The following is a 17478-nucleotide window of genomic DNA, read 5'->3' on the forward strand; positions in this document are numbered from 1 at the left end:
CTATGTCGTCCATCGTCTACGACTACCTGTTGCCGTTGCTCGGCCCCGAAACGGCCGCCCACTGGGCGCAGATCCTGGTGATCAGCCCGGCGGGCTGACGACACAGTCTGTCGAACCGACGCCGACGGCGGTCTCCCCTGCGGAGGCCGCCGTCGGCGTTTTCGTCTGTTCGGCTCGGCCCGCTGTCCGGTCCGGACCGTATTCAGCCGACCCGGCGCAGCCCGGCGATCAGTAGCCCGACCAACCGCCGCGCGTCGTAACCGGGCCGACCACCGCCCGCGCACAATCCGCCCGCGCCGCGCATGAGTTCCAGGGCGTCCTGCCCCGGCTCGATCTCGCCCGAATCGACTGCGGCAGCGAGCAATCGATCGCAGACCGGAACCAGCCGCTCGACGAAGTACGCGTGCAGCGGATCGAAACAAGGATCCTCGGATTGCAGGACCGTGGCGAGTCCCTGTTTGGTGACGAGGAAGTCGACGAAGCTGTCCATCCACGACCCCAGCGCGACATGCGGCGTCGCGCCGGTGGTCAGTAGCCGCGGACCCGATTCGGCGAGCGCCTCGACCTGATGCCGGTACACCGCGACGATCAGATCGGCGCGGGTCGGGAAGTGGCGGTAGATCGTCGCCGTCCCGACGCCCGCCCGCGTCGCGATATCGCGGATCGGGGCCTCGACGCCCGAGGTGACGAAGACCGCCGCGGCCGCGTCCAGCAGCGCGGCCGCGTTCCGGCGCGCGTCGGCCCGTTTGGGTTTGACCGTGCCCACGCCCGGCCCCTCACCGTCACTCATGCGCGCAGCCTCCACTCGCATTGCTAAACGGGACAGTGTCCCGTATCGTTAATCGGGACGACGTCCCGTTTCTTCATGATGCCAGAGCGGCGACCGGCGGCCAACCGCCCGAGCCGTCGGCACATTCGCACTCCGTGCGGCGCATACCGATTCGCCGCCCGAAAACCCTTGCCCAGAAAGAGAATTGCGATGCCACGAGTCGTGACCTTCGATGAAACCGGCGGCCCCGAGGTCCTGCACATCGTCGAGGAGCCGATCACCGAGCCCGGTCCGGGTGAGGTGCGGATTCGGATCGAAGCCTTCGGGGTCAACCGGCTCGACCAGATGGCGCGGGCGGGTATCGGGCCCCGGCCCAGCCGATTGCCGCGCGCTCGGCTGGGCGTGGAGGGCACCGGGGTAATCGACGCGGCCGGCCCGCAGGTCGAGGGGGTCGCGGGCGGCGATGCGGTGCTGATCGCGGCGCTGCCGGATGCGGATGTGCGCGGTACCTACGCCGAGTACACCGTTGTTCCGGCCGGTACGGTCGTCGCCCGACCCGCGGGTCTGAGCGTCATCGACGCGGCGGCGCTGTGGGTGTCGTATTCCACCGCCTACGGCGCGCTGGTGGAGAAGGCCGGGATGCGGCCGGGCGATCAGGTGGTGATCACCGCCGCGTCCAGTTCCGTTGGGCTGGCTGCCATTCAGGTCGCGAATCAGATCGGGGCCGTGCCGATCGCGGTCACCAGCCATGCCGCGAAGAAGGACGCGCTGCTGGCCGCCGGGGCCGCGGCGGTCATCGCCTCGGACGAGGAGAACGTCACCGAGGCCGTGCGTCGCGAGACCGGCGGGGTCGGCGCGGACATCATTCTCGATTCGGTGATGGGGCCGGGGTTGGCCGAGTTGGCCAGCGCCGCGAAATTCGGGGGGACGGTGATCACGGTGGGGTGGTTGGATCCGCGTCCCGCGTCGTTCCCGGCGAATCCGGTGACCATTCATCGTTATGCGAGCTTCGAGCACACGCTCGATCCGGTGGTGGTGCGGCGGATCGCGGCGTTCCTCGGTGCCGGATTGCGTTACGGCGCAGTGCAACCCACGATCGACGCGGTGTTCGCCTTCGAGGACGTCGTCGAGGCGCATCGGCATCTGGAGCAGGGGCAGCAGGTCGGCAAGGTCGTCGTCACGGTCTGAATCCGGCTGCGTCCCTGCTCATCACATCGGCGGATGCGGTGAATCCGTTGTCCGCGTTGTCCATTCCATCGAGAGGATTGTGGTCTCATGGCCGAATTCGACATTTCCCCTGCGGTACCGGTTGTTTCGGTGAAGCCGGTCGTGCTGTCGGCGCCGGATCGGGGTGAAGATCTGCGGGTCCGGGTGTCCGCCCCCGTGACCGGCCACAATCTGCCGGTCATCGTGTTCTCACACGGGTTCGGTTCGTCACTGGACAGCTACGGACCGCTGACCGATTTCTGGGCGGCACACGGTTTCGTGGTCGTTCAGCCCACTCATCTGGATTCCCGGACGTTGGGGCTGGAGCCGAATGATCCTCGCACACCGCGGATCTGGCGTTATCGGGTCGAGGATGTGCGGCGGGTTCTGGACGATCTCGAACTGTTGGAAGCCGCTGTTCCCGGCCTGTCCGGACGTGTCGATCGGACCCGTATCGCCGTGGCCGGACATTCCTTCGGCGGCCAGACCGCGGGGGTGCTGCTGGGGTTGCGGGTGCTCGATCCGACGACCGGTGCAGGGGATGACCTGTCCGACCCCCGGATCAGCGCGGGCGTGCTGCTGGCCACGGCCGGGAAGGGCGGCGCGGATCTGAGTTCCTTTGCCGCCGAGAACTTTCCCTTCATGAACCCGGACTTCTCGGCGATGCGCACACCGGCGCTCGTCGTCGCGGGCGACAAGGACGACTCGCCGCTGACCGTGCGGGGGCCCGATTGGATGACCGACCCGTATGCGCTCAGTCCCGGCGACAAGAGCCTGCTCACGCTGTTCGGGGCGGAGCATTCCCTCGGCGGGATTCCCGGTTACGAAGCCAAGGAGACGACCGACGAGAGTCCCGAGCGGGTGGCGTTGCTCCAGCAGGTCACCTGGGCGTACCTGCGGCATGCGCTCGGTATCGACAGTTCCGGGTGGACGAAGGCGCTATCCGAAAGTCGTAATCCGTTGGGGCGCATCGAATCCAAGTGACTCGCGGTGATCCGCCGCGCACCGGTGCATCGGTGCGCGGCGGACGGTTCCGATCAGCTCGACAGATCGTCGATCGTCGCGGATTCGTTGCGGGACAGGGTGATTCCCAGATTCGCGGCGGTCCGGTCGAGATCGTCGTCGTCATGGTGCAACTCGACCCTGGAACCGTCGTGGGAGAGCACCTCGACATTGAGGCACAGCGCCTGGAGTTCCTTGAGCAGCACCTTGAACGACTCCGGAATACCCGGCTCCGGAATGTTCTCGCCCTTGACGATCGCCTCGTACACCTTCACCCGACCCACCACGTCATCGGACTTGATGGTCAACAACTCCTGCAGCGTGTACGCAGCGCCGTACGCCTGCATGGCCCAGCACTCCATCTCACCGAAACGCTGACCACCGAACTGCGCCTTACCACCCAACGGCTGCTGCGTGATCATCGAGTACGGACCCGTCGACCGCGCGTGAATCTTGTCATCCACCAGGTGATGCAGCTTCAGGATGTACATGTAGCCCACGGCCACCGGGTACGGGAACGGCTCACCCGAACGACCGTCGAACAGCGTGGCCTTACCGTCCGCGCCGACCATCACCTCACCATCGCGGTTGGGCAGGGTCGAGGCCAGCATTCCGGCGAGTTCCTCCTCGCGCGCACCGTCGAAAACCGGTGTGGCGAGGTTGGTTTCGGGTTCGGCGGACAGCAACTCCTCGGGTAGCCGCTGCGCCCAGTCCGGCCGGGAACCGTCCTGGGCGAGCTGCACATTCCAGCCCGTCTTGCCGATCCAGCCCAGATGCGTCTCCAGGATCTGGCCGATGTTCATCCGACGCGGCACACCGTGCGTGTTCAGGATGATGTCGACCGGAGTCCCGTCGGGCAGGAACGGCATGTCCTCCTTCGGCAGAATCCTGCCGATGACGCCCTTGTTACCGTGCCGACCCGCCAGCTTGTCGCCGTCCTGGATCTTGCGCTTCTGCGCGACATACACACGCACGAGCTCGTTCACACCCGGCGGCAGATCGTCGTCGTCATCACGCGAGAACACCCGAATACCGATGACCTTGCCCGACTCACCGTGCGGCACCTTCAACGACGTATCGCGAACCTCGCGCGCCTTCTCACCGAAGATCGCACGCAACAACCGCTCCTCCGGAGTCAGCTCGGTCTCACCCTTCGGCGTCACCTTGCCGACCAGGATGTCGCCGTCACGAACCTCCGCACCGATCCGCACGATGCCACGATCATCGAGATCCGCCAGCGCCTCATCGGAGATGTTCGGAATATCGCGGGTGATCTCCTCCGCGCCCAATTTCGTTTCGCGCGCGTCGACTTCGTGCTCCTCGATGTGGATCGAGGTCAGCACATCCTCCTCCACGAGGCGCTGCGAGAGGATGATCGCGTCCTCGTAGTTGTAACCCTCCCAAGGCATTACCGCGACGAGCAGATTCTTCCCGAGCGCCATCTCGCCGTTCTGCGTACTGGGCCCGTCGGCCAGCACCTGGCCCGGCTCCACCCGCTGCCCCTCGTCCATGATGGGACGTTGATTCGCGCAGGTGCCCTGATTGGTCCGGTTGAACTTGTGCAGCCGATACGAACGCCGGGTGCCGTCATCGTGCATCACGGTGACGAAATCCGCCGAAACCTCCTCCACCACACCGGATTTCTCGTTCACCACGACATCCCCGGCATCGATCGCCGCGCGCAGTTCCATCCCGGTGCCGACCAGCGGCGATTCCGAACGGATCAGCGGCACGGCCTGTTTCTGCATGTTCGCGCCCATCAGCGCGCGGTTGGCGTCGTCGTGTTCGAGGAATGGGATCATCGCCGTCGCGACCGAAACCATCTGGCGCGGTGAGACATCCATGTAGTCGACCAGCGCCGGTTCGACCAGTTCGACCTCGGAATCCTTGCGGCGCACCAGCACTCGCGACGAGGTGAAGCGGCCCTCGGCATCGAGCGGCTCGTTCGCCTGCGCGACGACGTGCCTGTCCTCCTGATCGGCGGACAGGTAGTCGATCCGGTCGGTCACCGCACCGTCCACCACCTTGCGATACGGCGTCTCGATGAATCCGAACGGATTGACCCGCGCATACACCGACAGATAGCCGATCAGACCGATGTTCGGCCCCTCGGGCGTCTCGATCGGGCACATCCGGCCGTAGTGGCTGTAGTGCACATCGCGGACCTCGAGTCCGGCGCGTTCGCGGGTCAGGCCGCCCGGGCCCAGCGCCGACAGGCGGCGCTTCTGGGTCAGGCTGGCGAGCGGATTGCGTTCGTCCAGGAACGTCGAGGACTGCGAGGTGCCGAAGAACTCCCGGATCGCCGCCACGACCGGGCGGATGTTCATCAACGTCTGCGGGGTGATCGCCTCGACGTCCTGCGTGGTCATCCGCTCCCGCACCACCCGCTCCATCCGGGACAGACCCACCCGCACCTGGTTCTGGATGAGTTCGCCGATGGTCCGCAGGCGGCGGTTGCCGAAGTGGTCGATATCGTCGACGCCGATCGGCACCTCCTCGCCGCCGGGCGCGGTCATCGTCGCATCGCCCGCGTGCAGACGCAGCAGATATTCGATGATCGCGGCGATATCCGGTTCGGTGAGCACCCGATCGGCGTCGGCGGCGGGCCCGATGCCGAGCTTCCTGGTGATCTTGTGACGGCCGACGCGCGCCAGATCGTAGCGCTTGTCCTTGAAGAACAGGTTCTCCAGCAGTGCCTGCGCGGACTCCTTGGTGGGCGGCTCGCCCGGACGCAGTTTGCGGTGGATGTCCAGCAGCGCCTCGTCGGTGCCCGCGGTGTTGTCCTTGGCCAGGGAGGTCATCATGATCTCCGAGAAGCCGAAACGTTCGGTGATCTGCTCGGCGCTCCAGCCCAGCGCCTTGAGCAGCACCGTCACCGGCTGGCGGCGTTTACGGTCGATGCGGACGCCGATGGTGTCGCGCTTATCGATGTCGAATTCCAGCCACGCGCCGCGACTCGGGATGACCCGGGCGCTGTGCAGGGTCCTCTCGGTGGTCTTGTCGACGGATTCGTCGAAGTACACGCCCGGCGAACGCACCAGTTGCGACACGATCACCCGTTCGGTGCCGTTCACGACGAAAGTGCCGCGATCGGTCATCATCGGGAAATCGCCCATGAAAACCGTCTGCGACTTGATCTCGCCGGTGTTGTTGTTGATGAATTCGGCGGTGACGAACAACGGCGCGGCATACGTCAGATCGCGGTCCTTGCATTCCTCGACCGAGGCCTTGACCTCCTCGAAACGCGGATCGGACAGGGACAGCGACATGGTCGCCGCGAAATCCTCGATCGGGCTGATCTCGTCGAGCACCTCCTCCAGGCCGCCGAGCGCCGGATCCCCCGCGGCGCCGGCCCGCTCCCGCCAGCGCCGCCCGCCGACCAGCCAGTCGAACGACTCGGTCTGAACGGCCAGTAGATCCGGAATCGCCAGGGGCTCACGGAGTTTGGCGAACGAAACCCGTTCGGGCGCGCCCGGGACGCGGGCCGCCGATCGCACGGTATCGACCTCGGTCTGACTCGAGACTGCCAAGATACGTCCTTCCAGCACCTCGCGACGACCGCACCTGCGTACGCGACGTCGCGGTATCTGCTTGTCCTGTCGGCTGCATTGCTCATGGCGCACCGTGCCGTATACCGACCTGCCTACCTCGACACCAACGGGCGGAAATCGACACGCAGACAGTGCGATCTTCCGCAGTTAATTCATTTTCGAGAGCCAGTCGGCACGCACCCCGGCGCGAAAACCAAAATTACACCCGAATCGACCAGATGTCGAGGGCAGAGACAAATAGACACCACAATCCGAGTGCCTTTCCCCTTTTCATGATGGCATCCGGATGCGCGTCGCGTCAAGCCGTCGGATCCTCCGGCGTCGAACGCTCCAGGAAGCGCAGCAACTCGACCGGGAACGGCAGCACCAACGTCGAATTCTTCTCCGCCGCAACCTCCACCACGGTTTGCAGCAGCCGCAGTTGCAGGGCGGCTGGGGCCGCGGCCATGGTCTGTCCGGCATCGGCCAGCTTCTGCGAGGCCTGGAGTTCGCCCTCCGCGGTGATGACGCGGGCCCGGCGTTCACGTTCGGCCTCAGCCTGCCGTGACATCGAGCGTTTCATCGATTCCGGCAGCGCGACGTCCTTGATCTCCACCCGATCGATGTGCACACCCCAGGCCAGCGCCGGGCTGTCGATCATCAACTCCAGGCCGCGATTGAGGTGTTCGCGGTTGGACAACAGGTCGTCCAGATCGCTCTTACCGATGATCGAGCGCAGCGAGGTCTGCGCCACCTGCGCGATGGCGAACAGGTAGTCCTGCACGTCGACCACGGCCTGCACCGGATCGACCACCCGGAAGTACACCACCGCGTCCACCCGCACGGTGACGTTGTCGCGGGTGATGCCCTCCTGCCCGGGCACCGGCATGGTGACGATCTGGACCGGCACCTTGCGCATCCGATCCACGCCCGGAATCAGCATCCGCAGCCCGGGTTCGCGCACCTGTCGCACCCGGCCGAAGCGGAACACCACGCCCCGCTCGAACTGTTCCACCACCCGCATACTGGCCCCGAACACGATGCCCGCGAGCAGCACGCCCGCTCCCACCACGACGCCGAGGATGACCGAGATGTCCATATCGCACCACCACGCGATTCGCCCGATGCACGGAAGCGCCGGGCCCTACATCGATGATGGCACCGGGGCGGCGCGGGTGCGAGTGCCTCGCGTGGGGACCGATCGCATCGGACATGGGGCGGATTGCCTTGGGGGCTGCAAACATCCGTTAAGGAGGCCGGAAGGTCGGTCGGCCATGATTCGATTCGAGTGGTGGATCGAGCATTCGGGAGGGAGGCGCGGTGGCGGCGACGGCGATTTTCGTGGTGGTGGCGGTGGTGCTGCTGTTCGTCGGCCTGATCGTCGCGCTGGTGGCGGCGGTGTCGGCGGCGGCGCGGCAGGAGCGGGCCCGGGTAGGCGCGCTGAACCAGTGGGCGATGGCCAACGGGTGGACGTTCGTGCCGAGATGTGAAGCGCCGTGGACCGCGCAGTTGCCCGGACGCAATCGTCGCGGGCTCGGCGCGACCCTGATCGGGCAGGTCGGGGGACGGCGGGTGCTGGTGGCCGAGTACTCCTACACCGTCTCCTCCGAACAGTCCTCGTCCACCTACCACTTCATCGCGGTCGCGGTCACGCTCGACCGGCCGCATCCGCTCGTCTCGGTGCGGCATGCGTCCGGTGCGCTCGCGACCTTCGCGCAGACCCTGTTCGGGCAGCGGCCCGCGCCGATCGGTCATCCGGTGTTCGACGCGCTGTACCGCGTCGATTCTCCGGATCCCGGCTACGCCAGATCGCTGCTCGGGCCGCAGTTGATCCAGGCGCAGATCGCGGGTGAGCTGCCGCCCTGGCAGCTCGTCGGACCCGAACTCCTCACGTGCACAAGGGTTTCCACCCCCATCCGGGATCCGTATCTGATTCCGGCCTATGTCGGTCCGGCGCTGCGGGTGGTGGAACTGCTGGGGCGCTGAGTCGGGCCGATGGTTTGCTCCGGGGGAAATCCCGCTCGGTGGTCGTTTCGAACGGCACAATATGCCGATGCGATCATTTGCCCGCGTGATGCTGGCTGCCGCCTCCGGACTTCTGCTCGTCTCGCCGGGCCCCGCCCTGGCCGCGCCCGCCGCGAACGTCTCGCACGATCAGCTGCCCACCATGTCCGCCGAGCCGGACGGGGTGCAGGCTCCGTTCGCCGAGCTCGCCGACGCGAATACGGGTGCGGTGCGCTGGTCGCGGCAGCCGAACACCCGCGCGCCGATGGGCAGTATCACCAAGGTGATGACCGCGCTGGTCGTCCTCGAGTCCGGTGATCTGGACCGGGCCATCACGGTGCCGCCGGGGATCATCGCCTACGACCGCAAGTACGACGGAAGCACCGCGGGCCTGGTTCCCGGCGAGGTGCTGACTGCCAGACAGTTGCTGTACGCGATGATGCTGCCGTCGGGCTGCGACGCGGCGTACACGCTCGCCGAGTCGTACGGCCCCGGACAGGCCGGATTCATCGCCGAGATGAACGCCACGGCCGCACGCCTGGGCCTGTCGAACACCCACTTCACCGACCCCAGCGGCCTACCCGCACCCAACGGCTACTCCACCTATTCGACCCCCGCGGATCTGGTGAAACTCGGCATGCGCGCGATGACCCTCCCCATCTTCCGCGACATCGTCCGCTCGCAGACCTACCACCAGCCCGCCGGCCCCGCCAACCGCGACCACGTCTGGCGCACAACGAATCTCCTGCTCCGCGACTACCCCGGCACCCTCGGTATCAAAACCGGCTCCACCGACACCGCAGGCACCTGCCTCCTGTTCGAAGCCACCCGAGCAGGCCAACCCCTCATCGGCGTCGTCCTACACAGCTCCCCCACCAGCGACGCCGCCGCAGCAACCGACGCCCGCCACATGCTCGACTGGGGTTTCGGCCCACTCCTGAGCCTCATCCCACTCCCCTGACCACCTCGTGCCCGCGGCCTGTCGAAACAGCAAGTGGGGCTAGGTTTCTCGTAGCCAGTTGGTGAGGGTGGGGAAGTCGGTGGCCTGGAGGCCGGAGCCGGAGACCACGCGATGGAGCAGGGCTCGGCCGGGATGGTTTGTGCGGACCCAGGATTCGTCGAGGGGTCTGATTTCGTCGTCGATCCAGATGAAGGGGCGGCCGGCGGCGAAGGTTACCAGGGTTCTGGTTTTCCAGTGCAAGCCGTCTTCGTAGTAGTCGCCCTCGGGGCGTTCGGGGAGGGTTGCCACGGGGAGGTGGGGTAGGCCGAGGATGGGGTTGCGTCACAGGCCAAGTGTCGCAAGGGATGTCGACCAGAGTTCGTGGGCGGCGTCCGGGTCCAGGGCCCACTGTTTGACGCCGTGGCTGTGAGCGGTCAGGTCCGCGTCGTTCGGGACGGTGTATGCCTCGCGGCAGTCGTCGAGGTAGTGGCCGCCGGTGGTGGCGAATTCCGGGGCGATGGCCGCGACCATGGTGGTTGCGGCTCCCTGTTCGACGGTCTTGTAGGTGAATACCCCGGCGGCTTCGGCGGCATCGAGCGAATCGCGTTGTCGGGCTGTGAAATTCCGTTGCAGTCCGGTTCTGATGCCGCCGGGGTTCACCGCGTTGGCCACGATGCGGTCGGCGGCCCAGCGCTTGGTCGCCTCGACGGCGAACAGCGAATTGGCGGTCTTGGACTGGGCGTAACCGATCTGCGGGTCGTACGGGCGACGCTCGAAGTGGATGTCGTCGAAGTCGACCGGGGCGCGCATGTGGGCGGTGGAGCTGACCGCCACGATGCGGGCGGTACCGCGTTCGGCCGCGCCGCGAGCCAGGGCGTCGTGCAGGAGGTGGGCGAGTGCGAAGTGGCCCAGGTGGTTGGTCGCGAATTGCAGCTCCCAGCCCTGCGCGGTGCGTTCCAGGCCCGAGGTGACCAGTCCGGCATTGGTGATCAGCAGGTGCAGCGGGCCGTCCCAGTTCTGTGCGAAACGCGCGACGCCGGCGGGGGCGGCCAGGTCGAGGGCGGCCACGGCCGGGCGCAGAACCCCGCTGCGAGTGGCGATTCCGTCGGCCACGCGTGCGCCCGCCGCGACATCGCGTACGGCGAGGGTGACCTCGGCCCCGGCGGCCGCGAGCACCCGGGCGGTCTCGACGCCGAGCCCCGAGGACGCACCGGTCACGATCGCACGCATACCTCGCAGGTCGATTCCGGCGGCTACGTCGTCGGCGGTGTTCGAACCGTCGAAGCGCGTGGTGATGAGCGGATGTCGAATCATCGGTTCCTCCTGATCCACCTGACCGACTTTACAACTTATGCAAACTTTGTCTAGTAAGTCCACGGGCGGATAGGGTGGCCGGATGAACGTGGACACTGCGGACGGCGGCCGACGCGAACAGGTGCTCACCGCGGCCCTCGACGTCTTCGTGCGCTACGGCTACCGGAAGACCTCGATGGAGGACGTCGCCCGCGCCGCCGACATCTCCCGCCCGGGCCTGTACCTGCTGTTCGGGGCCAAACAGGAACTGTTCACCGCCGCGGTCACCCGCGCCCTGGACTGCGGCATCGCGACGGTGACCGAAACTTTCGCCGACACGTCCCGCCCGGTCCGCGACCGACTCCTCGACGCGTTCGACCAGTGGACCGGCCACTACATCGGCGCGATGAGCCGCGAGGTCAACACCCTGGCCGAGGAGTATTCGGACCTGCTCGGCCCCGCCGTCACCGAATACCCCGCGCGATTCGCCACCCTCGTCGACACCGCCCTGACCGAATCGCTCGACACCACCGCGAGCCGCTCGGCCGCGATGACGCAAACCTTGATCAGCACATCGATCGGCATCAAACACCAGGTCACAACGCGCGAGGCATTTCTGGAGCGGCTGACCGTCGCCATCGACCTGCTGCTCGGTGCGGAAAGCCCGACGAAACCCTGAGGTGCGCTTCGCGAATGGAGCAGCGGTGGTTGGCCCGTTTCCTGTGCGCCGCGACATCGGCGGCGAGCGTCGCGACGGTCGTGCCCGCCCAACCGGCATCCGCGGCCGCCTGCCACCGCTTCCTCCGGAAATCGCCTCCCACGTAGCCGCAGTGGTCCTCTTCGGCAAACCCTCGGACCACTTCATGCGCCAGGTCGGCGCACCCCCGATCACCCTCGGCCCCCTCTACACCCCCAAGACCGCCGAATACTGCGTTCCCGGCGACACCGTCTGCGACGGCTCCCCTTTCCCCGGCCAGCCCAACCCCCTGCACGTCCTCTACAGCTTCAACGGAATGACCTTGGCCGCAGCAGATTTCGCCGCGAACCGACTCTGAGGCCCTAGCCGCACGGTCCCCGATGAGCCCCGAGAACTTTCCGGGAAGAGAGTGCGGACGAGTCGGTCTGCAAGCCGGAAGCGACGGCATTCGCATACGTTTCCGGTACTTGGCGAGGCTTGCGTCGGTAGCCCGTCTTTTTTCCTTAGTATCGGGTTCTCACGACCAACGAGAAAAAGGAACTACCTTGTCCATCAGACGCTTTGCCATCAGCTCGGTCCTCACAGGCGCGGCTCTCGCGACGTTCGCCGCCGGCCCGGCCCTGGCGCAGATCCCACTGCAGCCCGCTCCCTCCACACCGGACGTCCAGAACTCGCAGCCGATCGCTGATCTTTCAGCAACGGGCTCGGTCAGCACCGGCTCGTTCGACCTGTTCAACCTGATATTTCCCCACTGCGGCGTCAAGTGCTCCTGACAGCCGAGGTGTGGTGAGCACACGCCGCGGGGCTACTGCACGAGGAGGTGAAGCGTAAGGCCCGCCCGATCGCGCAACTGGCGCGGGTCGAGGTCGACTGTCGCTGCGGCACAGCAGGTTTCGGGGGACCTGGCTGCCGGGGAACAGAGCATTCAGACCGCCTGACGTACTCGATGCCGGTGAAGCAGACGTTGGCGGCGGCGCGGGCGGACGCGGCCTACGAGCTCGATGAAGTCCGGGATGCGTTATCGCGCAACGTCCCGGCCGAGAGGGCCGCCAGCGGTGGTGAGCTGGATCATATTCTGTCGCTGTCAGGTGCGGCGAAGTCGTGGGTCGGGGGCCACTGCACGAGAAGAGGATTGGGGACGAGTCGGTCTGTAAGCCGGATCCTGTTCCCGGTTCGCACCGGGAGGCGACCATCCATCTGGATGCACCGTTGCCGGGCACCTCGAGCGGTCCACCCGCGGGCTCGGGCGAGCAGCCCTCGAACACCCGCGCAGCCGCACTCGGGGAGTGCGGCCTTCGACCTTGCTCCGGGCGGGGTTTACCTAGCCGCCCCGGTCACCCGGGGCGCTGGTGCGCTCTTACCGCACCGTTTCACCCTTACCGACGCTTTGGGCGTCGGCGGTCTGTTCTCTGTGGCACTGTCCCGCGGGTCACCCCGGGTTGCCGTTAACAACCGCCCTGCTCTGTGGAGTCCGGACTTTCCTCGGCGCCGGGCAGCGGCACAGCTGTGCCCGTTCCCGTCGCCGCAGTCGCCCGACCGACTCGTCTCGAGGGATTATGCCGTACGGGGTCCGCGGCGGGTACGCCGGTGGTGCCTCACGGAGGTCCCGCGATGAGATTTCCGGTCATGACCGGGGATCCAGCGCAGCGCGCCGAAACGAGAACAAGTACCGTAATTCGCCATGGAGCGTGTCGAGGTGGGGTTCCCTTCGGGAAACGAACAGTGTGCAGCGTGGCTTTACCGGCCCGATGGACCACCCAAACCGCGCCCGCTGGTCATCCTGGGCCACGGGCTCGGAGCGAATCGGGAAATGGGTCTGGACCGGTATGCCCGCCGGTTCGCCACGGCCGGAATGGGTTGTCTGGTCTTCGACTACCGCAACTTCGGGGCCAGCGGCGGCACCCCGCGTCAGCTGATCAGCATTCGCAAACAGCGTGAGGACTGGCGCAACGCGATCACCTTCGCGCGCACCATCAAGGGTTTCGACGCGACACGAATCGCGTTGTGGGGCAGTTCGTTCGGCGGCGGACACGTGCTGTCGATCGCACATGAGGACGATTACCTCGCCGCGGTGGTCGCGCAGTGCCCGTTCACCAGCGGCTGGTCCTCGGCAATGGCCAAGGGGCCGATCAGCCTCATCCGCACCGGTTTCTTCGCGATCACCGACCTGTTGCTGGGCCCGATCATCCGCAGGCCGATCAAGGCGCGGCTGGCCGGACGCAAGCGGTCCGCGGCGTTGATGAGCGCCTCGGATGTGCCCGAGGGGTTCGGCCGTCTGGCCGAGGAGAGCGAGCTGTACCAGCCGAAGGTGGCCGCGCGCATCGGCATTCAGGCACTGTTCGATTCGCCGTGGCGGCGCACCAAGGGCATCAAGGTGCCGGTGCTGTACTCGCTGTGCGACGAGGATTCGGTCGCGCCGATCAAGCCGAGCCTCAAGGCCGCCGAACGCACCAAACACTCGATCGTGAAGCGGTATCCGATCGGACACTTCGACATCTACTTCGACGACTGGTTCGAGAAGGCCGTCTACGACCAGACCGACTTCCTGGTCTCGGTGCTGCGCCCGTAACCGCCTGTCGCACAACCGGTCGCGTGGTCGGTCGGCGTAATCGGATTGCCCTCTCCCCCACCGGCGGGGGACGATCGTCGGATGACCGTGCGACAGGTACCCGCGCAGGAGTGGCAGACGGTTCGGACCGCGCGCCTGGCCGCGTTGGCCGGGTCCGCACCGGGCACTTTCGCCACCCTGCTCGAAGAAGCGCGGGGTTGGGACGACGAGCACTGGCGGCAGTGGTCCGCCCGCCGCACCATGTTCGTGGCCGAATCCGCCAGCGAGGTGATCGGTTGCGCGGGCGGTATCCAGGAACAGGGCGTGGCGGTTCTGGTCTCGATGTTCGTCGAATCGGCGGCACGCGGGACCGGAGTCTCACGCGAGCTGATCGAAGCGGTCGCGAACTGGGCGCGAGCCGAGGGCCACTCCGAATTACGGCTCTGGGTGCTCGACGGCAACACCCCGGCCGAGAAGCTCTATCGCAGAATGGGTTTCGCTCCGACCGGAGTCGCGCGCAATATCGGCGTCCACGCACCTAACACCGAATACGAGATGTCCCTCGCGCTGCGGTGAACGCACCCGTCGCGCATCCGGTGGCATCGCCCGTACAATGGAACCGATCCCGGTGGGCGAGTACACGATCCACCCCGTCGATGGCCCCGGTGCGCCGCTGAGCACCGTCACGATGACACTGTTTCGCATGAATACCGTTGTCCCCCACGGGAAGGTCCTTCCCGTCCGCCGATGAGCGCGGCGCGGGCGCGCACGCCCGCGGAGATCCACCGCCGACGCCGCACCCGGGCGCACACCTGCTGGAACCATCTGATCGTGGCCCCGCTGTGGCCCAAACACGGCGTCAACCTGGGCACGCTACTGCGCACCTGCGATGCGGCCGGGGCGTGTCTGGCGGTACCGCGCCGGTCGTGGGTGCCCGAGGCGCTCGAACGCGGAAACACCTTGCGGCAGCGCACCTGTGTGCACTGGATCGAGGGTCGCACCGATCGCTGGCTGGATCGGCAGCGCCAGGGCGGGTCGGCGATCGTCGGGGTGGAGCTGACCGACGAATCGATCCGGCTGGCCGACCTGCCCGTCGCGCGCAAACGCACCGTGATCGTGCTGGGGAACGAGGGCACCGGCATCCCGCCCGAGGGGCTCGAACGCCTCGATGTGGCCGTGGAGATCCCGATGGTCGGCACCGGGCACAGCCTCAACGTCGCGGTGGCGGGCTCGCTGGTGCTCTACAAGCTCGCCGGGCTGTGCTGATCAGAGGTAGGACGTCTCGTTCACCAGACGGACCGAGGAGCCGCCGTCGGGGTAGAACTCGGCGATCGAGAGCGAGGCCAGATCCAGATGCAGCCGGTACAGCAGCGACGGGCCGACACCGAGGGCCAGTTGCAGCAGCGTCTTGATGGGTGTCACGTGACTGACCACCACGACGTTGCTGTCCGGATACAAGGCGACCAGATCCGCGCGGGCCGCCTCGATCCGCTCCCGCACGGTGGCGAAGCTCTCGCCGCCGGGCGGGGACATCGTCGAATCGCCGAGCCATTGCGAATGCAGTTCCGGATCGGCCTGTGCCGCTTCGGTGAAGGTGAGTCCCTCCCAGTCACCGAAGTCGGTTTCGATGAGCCGGTCCATGACGCGCACCGGGACGTCCAGGGCCTCGCCGACCGCGCCCGCGGTCTCCTGTGCGCGTCCCAATGGGGAGGTCACGATCGCCGCGATATCCCCTTTGGCCGCAAGGTATTTCGCCGCCCGCGCGGCCTGTTCGCGGCCCAGTGCGGTGAGCGGCGGATTCCCGCGACCCGAATACCTGCGTTCGATCGACAACTCGGTCTGGCCGTGCCGCAACAGCAGCAGCCGGGTCGGGCGGCCGCGCGCACCCGTCCAGCCGGGCGCGGTCTGCTCCGGTTTCTGCTGTGCCACACGGGCATCGGCGGCTTCATCGATCCAGCTGGGTAGCGTGCGCTCCACCCCGGTCGCCGAATCCTGCCGCGTCGCACCGGGGCCTGAAACCTGCTGGACCACACCGAATTCCGCACCCTGCTGGGTCTCACGATCCGAAACCTGCTGGGTCGCACCGGATCCCGCATCCCGCTGGGTCGCATCATCCGAAACCTGCCGAGCCGCGCCGGATTCCGTAGCAGCGCGAACTTCATCGATCAGCGGCGCATCGTCCATGGCTTCGTTGGCGAGCCGATCCGCGTGCGAGTTCTGCGCCCGCGGGATCCAGGTGAAATCGACCCGGTCGAATTCGGTGACCAACCGCCGCGCCCGCTCGTTGAGCGGAATCATGGCCGCGTGCTTGACCTTCCAACGACCCGACATCTGCTCGACGACCAGTTTGGAGTCCATCCGCACCGCGACCTCGCGCGCGCCCAGCTCCACCGCGGCGGCCAGGCCGGCGATCAGCCCCTGGTACTCGGCCACGTTGTTCGTGGTGACCCCGAGCGACTCCTTGCGTTCGGCGAGGACCCGGTCGTGCCCGGAATCCCACACCACCGCACCGTAACCGGCCGGACCGGGATTGCCCCGCGAACCGCCGTCGGCCTCGACGATGACGCTGTCGGTCACGCCCGCCTCACAACCCGGATTGCTTGGTGCGCACCATGATCGCGCCACATTCGGGGCAGCGGACCACCGAATCCGGTGCGGCCTTGGCGATCCGCGCGATCTCACCGCGGTCGAGTTCGATCCGGCACGCGCCGCAGCGGCGGGCCTGCAACAGTGCCGCGCCGACGCCGTGCTGGGTGCGCTGCTTGTCGTACACCGAGAGCAACTCGGCCGGGAACTGGCCCTGCAACTGCTCGCGATCGCCCGCGCAGCGCTGCTCGGCGACCTGGAGATCGGCCAGCGCCTCGTCCCGGTGCCGCTGCGCCTCGCCCAGATCCTCCTCGGCCTTGGTCAGGTTCGCGCCGGTGTGCTCGTGGTCGGAGACCGCGGCCTCGCGTCGCTCCATCACCTCGAGCAGATCGTCCTCGAGCACCGAGCGACGACGTTCCAGGCTGCCCAGCTCGTGCTGGAGTTCCGAGAGCTGCTTGGCCCCGACCGCGCCGCCCTCGAGCATGCCCCGATCGCGCTTCTCCCGCTTGCTGACGCCGTCGATCTCGGTTTCCAGCTTGCGGATGTCCCGGTCGAGGTCGTCGAGCTGGATCTCGACCTTCACCGCCGCGTCCTTGCGGGAGGTGCGCTCGGCCTCGAGCCGCTCGACCTCCTGCTGCTCGGGCAGGACCCTGCGCCGGTGCGCGATACGCGTCAGCTCCGCATCGACCGCGGCGAGGTCGAGCAGCTTGGCCTGGATCGTTGGTTCGACATTCAACGCGGGACGTACTCCTCGACACTCTGGACATATACGACAGTGCGCCGGACGGGCCGACGCCGAAGTTCTAACCGTACTCCGCACCCACAGGTGCACACTTCAACCCCGCTGTTTTGCCGGACCACACGCCAGTTCCGGACCGCTGAGCGCCCCGACCCGCAGGCCAC

At 67.0% G+C, this 17478-nt stretch carries 17 protein-coding genes and 1 other RNA gene; 10 read left to right on the plus strand and 8 right to left on the minus strand.

What is annotated here, in order from left to right:
* Positions 1-202: 202 nt before the first annotated feature.
* Positions 203-790 (minus strand): TetR/AcrR family transcriptional regulator, encoded by a 588-nt coding sequence (locus NRB20_RS36415; RefSeq protein WP_153415987.1) that lies wholly within the window; start codon positions 788-790, stop codon positions 203-205.
* A 189-nt stretch (positions 791-979) separates the two neighbouring features.
* Between NRB20_RS36415 and NRB20_RS36420 the strand changes: the two genes are divergently transcribed.
* A complete protein-coding gene (locus NRB20_RS36420) occupies positions 980-1957 on the plus strand; it encodes a zinc-dependent alcohol dehydrogenase family protein (protein WP_153415988.1) in 978 nt (325 codons plus the stop codon).
* Positions 1958-2044: 87 nt separating this feature from the next.
* Positions 2045-2959: an alpha/beta hydrolase family protein gene (locus NRB20_RS36425; protein ID WP_153415989.1), complete on the plus strand. Its 915-nt coding sequence runs from the start codon at positions 2045-2047 to the stop codon at positions 2957-2959.
* 53 nt (positions 2960-3012) lie between these two features.
* Here NRB20_RS36425 and rpoB read toward each other — a convergent pair whose 3' ends face one another.
* Positions 3013-6525, minus strand: coding sequence for a DNA-directed RNA polymerase subunit beta (rpoB, locus tag NRB20_RS36430; protein ID WP_319945859.1), 3513 nt, complete (start codon positions 6523-6525; stop codon positions 3013-3015).
* A 301-nt stretch (positions 6526-6826) separates the two neighbouring features.
* A complete protein-coding gene (locus NRB20_RS36435) occupies positions 6827-7606 on the minus strand; it encodes a slipin family protein (RefSeq protein WP_153415991.1) in 780 nt (259 codons plus the stop codon).
* Between the two features lie 221 nt (positions 7607-7827).
* Between NRB20_RS36435 and NRB20_RS36440 the strand changes: the two genes are divergently transcribed.
* Positions 7828-8493: a hypothetical protein gene (locus NRB20_RS36440; protein WP_153415992.1), complete on the plus strand. Its 666-nt coding sequence runs from the start codon at positions 7828-7830 to the stop codon at positions 8491-8493.
* Positions 8494-8560: 67 nt separating this feature from the next.
* Positions 8561-9472 (plus strand): D-alanyl-D-alanine carboxypeptidase family protein, encoded by a 912-nt coding sequence (locus NRB20_RS36445; RefSeq protein WP_153415993.1) that lies wholly within the window; start codon positions 8561-8563, stop codon positions 9470-9472.
* A 39-nt stretch (positions 9473-9511) separates the two neighbouring features.
* Here the strand turns inward: NRB20_RS36445 and NRB20_RS36450 are convergent, their stop codons facing one another.
* Complete coding sequence (locus NRB20_RS36450) at positions 9512-9760, minus strand: hypothetical protein (protein WP_194290137.1); 249 nt, start codon at positions 9758-9760, stop codon at positions 9512-9514.
* A gap of 33 nt (positions 9761-9793) precedes the next feature.
* A complete protein-coding gene (locus NRB20_RS36455) occupies positions 9794-10765 on the minus strand; it encodes an SDR family NAD(P)-dependent oxidoreductase (RefSeq protein ID WP_153415994.1) in 972 nt (323 codons plus the stop codon).
* An 82-nt stretch (positions 10766-10847) separates the two neighbouring features.
* Between NRB20_RS36455 and NRB20_RS36460 the strand changes: the two genes are divergently transcribed.
* The 3 genes from NRB20_RS36460 (at position 10848) to NRB20_RS36470 (ending at position 12214) form a co-directional block, all read left to right on the plus strand.
* Positions 10848-11423, plus strand: coding sequence for a TetR/AcrR family transcriptional regulator (locus NRB20_RS36460; protein WP_153415995.1), 576 nt, complete (start codon positions 10848-10850; stop codon positions 11421-11423).
* A 25-nt stretch (positions 11424-11448) separates the two neighbouring features.
* Positions 11449-11799 carry a cutinase family protein gene (locus tag NRB20_RS36465; protein ID WP_406603920.1) on the plus strand — a complete coding sequence of 117 codons (351 nt, stop codon included), beginning with the start codon at positions 11449-11451 and terminating at the stop codon, positions 11797-11799.
* Between the two features lie 187 nt (positions 11800-11986).
* The gene (locus NRB20_RS36470; protein WP_153415996.1) at positions 11987-12214 is read left to right on the plus strand and encodes a hypothetical protein; all 228 of its coding nucleotides are present in this window, start codon (positions 11987-11989) and stop codon (positions 12212-12214) included.
* A 362-nt stretch (positions 12215-12576) separates the two neighbouring features.
* On the opposite strand, the gene rnpB is transcribed toward NRB20_RS36470, so the two are convergent.
* Positions 12577-12985, minus strand: an RNA gene (gene rnpB, locus NRB20_RS36475) — RNase P RNA component class A.
* Between the two features lie 137 nt (positions 12986-13122).
* Here rnpB and NRB20_RS36480 point away from each other — a divergent pair.
* The 3 genes from NRB20_RS36480 to NRB20_RS36490 all read left to right on the plus strand — a co-directional run bounded on the left by NRB20_RS36480 (position 13123) and on the right by NRB20_RS36490 (position 15255).
* Entirely contained in the window at positions 13123-14010 is an 888-nt protein-coding gene (locus NRB20_RS36480) for an alpha/beta hydrolase (protein WP_153415997.1), read from the plus strand.
* A gap of 81 nt (positions 14011-14091) precedes the next feature.
* Positions 14092-14565 (plus strand): GNAT family N-acetyltransferase, encoded by a 474-nt coding sequence (locus NRB20_RS36485; protein WP_153415998.1) that lies wholly within the window; start codon positions 14092-14094, stop codon positions 14563-14565.
* Positions 14566-14736: 171 nt separating this feature from the next.
* On the plus strand, positions 14737-15255 hold the full coding sequence (locus tag NRB20_RS36490) for a TrmH family RNA methyltransferase (protein ID WP_153415999.1): 519 nt from the start codon (positions 14737-14739) through the stop codon (positions 15253-15255).
* Here the strand turns inward: NRB20_RS36490 and NRB20_RS36495 are convergent, their stop codons facing one another.
* Positions 15256-16566: a bifunctional RNase H/acid phosphatase gene (locus tag NRB20_RS36495; RefSeq protein WP_319945860.1), complete on the minus strand. Its 1311-nt coding sequence runs from the start codon at positions 16564-16566 to the stop codon at positions 15256-15258.
* A 7-nt stretch (positions 16567-16573) separates the two neighbouring features.
* On the minus strand, positions 16574-17311 hold the full coding sequence (locus NRB20_RS36500) for a zinc ribbon domain-containing protein (protein WP_153416000.1): 738 nt from the start codon (positions 17309-17311) through the stop codon (positions 16574-16576).
* Positions 17312-17478 lie beyond the last annotated feature (167 nt).

The organism is Nocardia macrotermitis (genome assembly GCF_009604405.1).
In the GTDB taxonomy this organism is placed as follows: domain Bacteria; phylum Actinomycetota; class Actinomycetes; order Mycobacteriales; family Mycobacteriaceae; genus Nocardia; species Nocardia macrotermitis.

What these genes read in the sequence shown, in the direction of transcription:
- NRB20_RS36415 (WP_153415987.1), bottom strand. Translation starts at nt 790, where the DNA reads ATGAGTGACGGTGAGGGGCCGGGCGTGGGCACGGTCAAACCCAAACGG.
- NRB20_RS36420 (WP_153415988.1), top strand. Translation starts at nt 980, where the DNA reads ATGCCACGAGTCGTGACCTTCGATGAAACCGGCGGCCCCGAGGTCCTG.
- NRB20_RS36425 (WP_153415989.1), top strand. Translation starts at nt 2,045, where the DNA reads ATGGCCGAATTCGACATTTCCCCTGCGGTACCGGTTGTTTCGGTGAAG.
- NRB20_RS36435 (WP_153415991.1), bottom strand. Translation starts at nt 7,606, where the DNA reads ATGGACATCTCGGTCATCCTCGGCGTCGTGGTGGGAGCGGGCGTGCTG.
- NRB20_RS36445 (WP_153415993.1), top strand. Translation starts at nt 8,561, where the DNA reads ATGCGATCATTTGCCCGCGTGATGCTGGCTGCCGCCTCCGGACTTCTG.
- NRB20_RS36455 (WP_153415994.1), bottom strand. Translation starts at nt 10,765, where the DNA reads ATGATTCGACATCCGCTCATCACCACGCGCTTCGACGGTTCGAACACC.
- NRB20_RS36460 (WP_153415995.1), top strand. Translation starts at nt 10,848, where the DNA reads ATGAACGTGGACACTGCGGACGGCGGCCGACGCGAACAGGTGCTCACC.
- NRB20_RS36480 (WP_153415997.1), top strand. Translation starts at nt 13,123, where the DNA reads ATGGAGCGTGTCGAGGTGGGGTTCCCTTCGGGAAACGAACAGTGTGCA.
- NRB20_RS36485 (WP_153415998.1), top strand. Translation starts at nt 14,092, where the DNA reads ATGACCGTGCGACAGGTACCCGCGCAGGAGTGGCAGACGGTTCGGACC.
- NRB20_RS36490 (WP_153415999.1), top strand. Translation starts at nt 14,737, where the DNA reads ATGAGCGCGGCGCGGGCGCGCACGCCCGCGGAGATCCACCGCCGACGC.